The 609-nt window shown below is 41.2% G+C and carries 1 pseudogene; it reads right to left on the bottom strand.

Going from position 1 to position 609, the window contains the following annotated elements:
• Positions 1-302 precede the first annotated feature (302 nt).
• Positions 303-593, bottom strand: a pseudogene (locus I8J29_RS33480) (efflux RND transporter permease subunit); the annotation flags it as partial.
• Positions 594-609 lie beyond the last annotated feature (16 nt).

The raw sequence follows: 609 nt of genomic DNA, 5'->3' as shown, positions 1-609 counted from the left end.
ACACTGGAGAAGAATTAGAGGTGGAGTTTCAAGAGAATACGGAAGCTCCTAAGCAACTCTTGGTGGGGGGAAATCTTAATAGTGACGGTCAAAATGAAGAGGATAAGCCAGATGTGGGTTGATTCTACAATCTGTCAGTCACCAATACGTATACAACAGAAAGAAGAGGGTGACTCAAAACCATAGGGTCAGACCCCTCCAACACAATACACAGCACCTTAGACGTTAAAGGCTACTATATATTAGTAATGTTGGGAGGTGTCAGACCCTTTTGAGTCAGCCTCTCTTTTAGTGTTATATCCTTAAATTGCTAATGTTTCATCAGTGCTTTCTGCTTTTTGTCTTTGACGTTTTGCCTTTTTAAAGTGCAGTAGCTCATAAATAACCGGGATGACCACTAACGTTAATACAGTCGCGACACTTAGTCCACCAATTACAACAACAGCTAGACTTGCAGAAACCAAGTTCCCCGCTTCAGCTTCTTTAAACAATAATGGAAGCATGGCTGAGATTGTTGCTACTGCTGTCATAATGATCGGACGCATTCTAGTTGTAGCAGCCTCGACAATTGCATCTCTAATAATCATTGATTGTTAGATCGAAAGAGCT

This window comes from Paenibacillus artemisiicola (assembly GCF_017652985.1).
GTDB lineage: Bacteria > Bacillota > Bacilli > Paenibacillales > Paenibacillaceae > Paenibacillus_Z > Paenibacillus_Z artemisiicola.
Note: the sequence above shows the minus strand (reverse complement) of the source record. Positions and strands in the feature narration are given on the sequence as shown.